At 71.3% G+C, this 3492-nt stretch carries 3 protein-coding genes and 1 pseudogene; all 4 read right to left on the bottom strand.

Annotation, left to right across the window (positions count from 1 at the left end):
* Positions 1 to 300: 300 nt before the first annotated feature.
* Complete coding sequence (locus tag I5Q34_RS35660; RefSeq protein ID WP_267912068.1) at positions 301 to 2190, bottom strand: ABC transporter ATP-binding protein; 1890 nt, start codon at positions 2188 to 2190, stop codon at positions 301 to 303.
* 271 nt (positions 2191 to 2461) lie between these two features.
* A complete protein-coding gene (locus I5Q34_RS32760) occupies positions 2462 to 2881 on the bottom strand; it encodes a lasso peptide biosynthesis B2 protein (protein ID WP_234429888.1) in 420 nt (139 codons plus the stop codon).
* Positions 2882 to 2886: 5 nt separating this feature from the next.
* Positions 2887 to 3192, bottom strand: coding sequence for a PqqD family protein (locus I5Q34_RS32755; RefSeq protein WP_199896140.1), 306 nt, complete (start codon positions 3190 to 3192; stop codon positions 2887 to 2889).
* Positions 3186 to 3492, bottom strand: a pseudogene (locus I5Q34_RS32750) (hypothetical protein); the annotation flags it as partial. The gene I5Q34_RS32755 and the pseudogene I5Q34_RS32750, both read right to left, overlap by 7 nt.

Below are 3492 nucleotides of genomic sequence, written 5' to 3'. Positions count from 1 at the left end.
CAACGAGAAACCTCTACTCCAACCGAGTGGTGAACACCGCATTCGTGATACTCCCCGGGACCACGGCTGCCTCTCCTACCGGTCGTCGGCCCCTGCTCCGGATGCGGCTGGAGGGTCCGCAACTTCGCTAGCAGCGTGTCCTGCGGAAACGTCGGAGTCCGCGGTCGGTTAGCACTGGCTCGAACGGTCGATCACGAGCACCGCGGCGTCGGCGAAGCCCGAATTCACGGCTGTCGGTCTGACGAACGCGCAGGTCAGGAGATCCATTGCTAACGGAGGCGCGGATTTGCTAGTCCGTTGTCAACGGTCGGCCTTCGTTGTCAACGAAATCGCGGATCCTACAGCGGCGGGAGGAACAGCTTCCTGGCCTTCCTGGAGTCGGTGGAGTTCGTTGAAGAGTCCGCCGTCGCGGGCGAGGAGCTCAGGGTAGGTGCCGGTTTCGGCGACGGTTCCGTCGCGCAGGACGATGATGCGGTCGGCGGTGCGGGCGTTGGCGAGGCGGTGGGTGATGAACAGGGCGGTGCGGCCTGCTGCGAGTTCCCTGAGCCGGGAGAGGATCCGGTGCTCGGCGCGGGCGTCGAGGGCGGAGGTGGGTTCGTCCAGGACGATGACGGGGGCGTCGCGGTGGAAGGCGCGGGCGATGGCGATGCGCTGCCACTGGCCGCCGGAGAGGTCGTGCCCGCCCCACCAGGAGCGGGCCAGGGAGGTGTCCAGCCCGTCGGGCAGGGCGTTGAGGACGGTGTCGGCGCCGGCTTGTTCGGCGGCGGTGTGCACGGCGTGGTCGCCTTCGGGGCGGGGCTGGCCGAGGGTGATGTTCTCGCGGGCGGCCAGGGGCCAGCGGGTGTAGTCCTGCGGCACCACGGCGCAGGTCCGCCACACGCTCGCGGGGTCGAGGTGGGCCAGGTCCTGGCCGTCCCAGGTGACTTCTCCGGAGGCCGGGAGGTAGAGGCCGGTGAGGAGTTTGGCCAGGGTGGTCTTGCCGGAGCCGTTTTCTCCGATCAGGGCGATGACCTCGCCGCGCCGGATGGTGAGGTCGATCCCGCGCACGGCGGGAGTGGTTTTGCCGGGGTAGGTGAAGGTCAGCCCCTTTGCCTGGATCTCGCCCGGGCCCGTGACGGGGACGGTGGTGGTGCCGCGGCGCATGGTCCAGGTGCTGGCGCCGTCGAGGAAGCGGGACCAGTCGGCCACGTAGAGGCTGGTGGCGAACAGGCGGGCTGAGGTGCGGACGCTGTCGGCCAGGGCGGCGTTGGCGGTGCGGACCACGAGGTAGGTGGTGGCGGCGACGGCGACCGGCATGCGCCCGGTGAGGGTGAGATAGAGGATGCCCGTCCACACCGCGGCCTGGGCTACGGCGGCGAGCAGATCCCCGGCCCCCTGGATGAGAGCGGCGCGCCGGGAGGCGAGGCGCTGCTCCTGCTCCAGGCGGCCGGAGATGATGCGGTACTGCTCGACGAGGAAGGTGCCCATGGTGTTGGAGCGCAGTTCGGCGGCGGTGCCCCGGTCGGTGGTGTACTGGGCCAGGACCCGGCGCAGGCGGGTGTCGGCGACATTGCGGTGGGTGGCCTCGTGGTCGAGTCGGGCGGCGCGCACCGCCCCCCACACGCGGGGGAAGACCGCCAGGAGCAGCAGCGGCAGCAGCATGACGTTGAGGGTGGCGACGACGGCCACTGCGGCGAGCAGTTGCGCACTCGAGGAGATCAGGGACTGGGCGCCGGAGATCAGGTCGGGCATCTTCTCCGCGCCCTTGGTCGCCGCGAAGCGTCCGTCCTCGAAGACAGGGTTCTCGTAGGCGCCGAGCTCGGCGTTGACGCTGGCGGTGATGACGGCGAGGTCCGCCTCCCGGTTGACCTTCGGCGCGAGGATCTCCGCGGCCAGCCGGGCGCCGGCATCGGCCAGGTAGCTGCCGCCCGCGGTGACGGTGACCAGGACCAGCACCGGCAGCGCCTGGTGAAGGCGGTGCGCGGCGCTGCCGTCGGCGAGGATCGCGGCCAGGAGAGCGGCGGTGGCGTGCAGGGAGACGGCGGTCAGCGCCGCGAAGGCCAGGGTGCACAGGGCCAGGACGAGGACGGTACGCCGGTCGGCGCGCCAGCCGAGCTGTCCGGCCCGGTAGAGGGCGGCGGGCAGACGGGCGGCGATGGCCCGGGTGCTGATGCGGGCATTCTCGGCGTGAGCGTCCTCCTGCAGGCGCATCACGGGAGGCGGCCCAGGGGGCCCGGCCTCGGCAGAGGCCGCGGCCGGGGTGCCGCCGTGGGGAGCTGGGCTCGTCGTCGTGGTCGGGGAGGTCGTCACCCGGCCCATTGGCAGGCAGACGCGTGTGGGTCCTCAACCGGGATTCGGAGGCCTGTGGCACGTCAGGGCAGTTCACGCACCCTAGGAGTCAACTTCGCGGCACTTCAATTCACTCACGTGGGTGAATGCTGAGTTGGGCGGGGGAGGCTTGGGCCGCCCACCCCAGCGGCTTTTACGAGGTGGTGAAAACGGCTGTCCACGGATGGTCACGCCCGCCGGCTTCCTCGTTCCCGATCTGGGTGCCGTCGGTGGTGGCGACCCAGGCGTGGAAGGCGGCGGGCAGGGTGCGGGCGCCGAGGACGAGGCGGCAGCGCCGGCCGGTCAGGGCACAGGCCAGCACGGTGGCCAGGGCCCGCTCCTTGCAGTCGATCTGTCCGCGCCACCACGGCGGCTGGCACGCCAGGACCGCCTCGTACAGCTGCTGGACGCGGGCGGGGTCGGCGGGAGGGAGCGGGAGTGTGCAGCGGGTGAGGGCGATGCGGGCGCGCATCCGCCGTCCTTCGGGCAGCGCCTTGAGACACAGGGCTGCGCACATCGCCAGGTACGCCGGGAGGCGCCGGGTCCAGGGAGGCCGGGTGGGGGCGTGGATCATGTCCGTCATCGTCGCCACCACCGGCGTGTACGGGCGGGCGGGTCCGCTGGGGTGAGCAGTCCCATGGTCTGGAGGCGTCGGACGTAGGTAGCGACGGCGTCGCGGTCAGCGTCGCGGTCGGTGGCCGGGTCGTGGCCCGCCGGGATGGCGAGCTGTTCGGACAGGCCCTCGACGTCGCCGTGCTGGGTGATCGCGTCCCAGATGCGGGCGCCGGCGCCGGTGAACAGGTGCCACTGGCCGGTGTGCAGGTCCAGCACGGCCGTGCCGTCCTCCAGGTGGGCCCAGTGCACGTGACCGGGGACGCTCAGCATGCCGGCTCCAGCCCGGCGCCGGTGTGCTGGCATGCGGCGAGCCACTGGCAGGCCATCACCAGGCGTTGCAGGTCGTACAGGGCGGGGGCCTGGTGGCCGCCGATACCGGCGAGGGTGTCCAGGGCCGGGACGGGGTCCAGCAGTCCGTCGGTGACGAGGGCGCTGGTGGCGATCAGCTGAGCCAGCTCGTGCTGGTGGTGCACCATGCCCGCGGTGAGCTGGCGGGTGAAACTTCCCTTGGTCTGAGAAGGTATCCGCTTACCGATCAGCAGGGTTGTCGATCGAACAAGGGTCCTGATC

It is taken from the genome of Streptomyces sp. AV19 (assembly GCF_015999245.1).
GTDB lineage: Bacteria > Actinomycetota > Actinomycetes > Streptomycetales > Streptomycetaceae > Streptomyces.
The sequence above is the reverse complement of the archived record's forward strand: the minus strand, read 5'-3'. Positions and strand labels throughout refer to the sequence as shown.

Coding starts and splice junctions, on each gene's coding strand:
- I5Q34_RS35660 (WP_267912068.1), bottom strand. CDS start 2,190: ATGCGCCTGCAGGAGGACGCTCACGCCGAGAATGCCCGCATCAGCACC.
- I5Q34_RS32760 (WP_234429888.1), bottom strand. CDS start 2,881: ATGATCCACGCCCCCACCCGGCCTCCCTGGACCCGGCGCCTCCCGGCG.
- I5Q34_RS32755 (WP_199896140.1), bottom strand. CDS start 3,192: ATGCTGAGCGTCCCCGGTCACGTGCACTGGGCCCACCTGGAGGACGGC.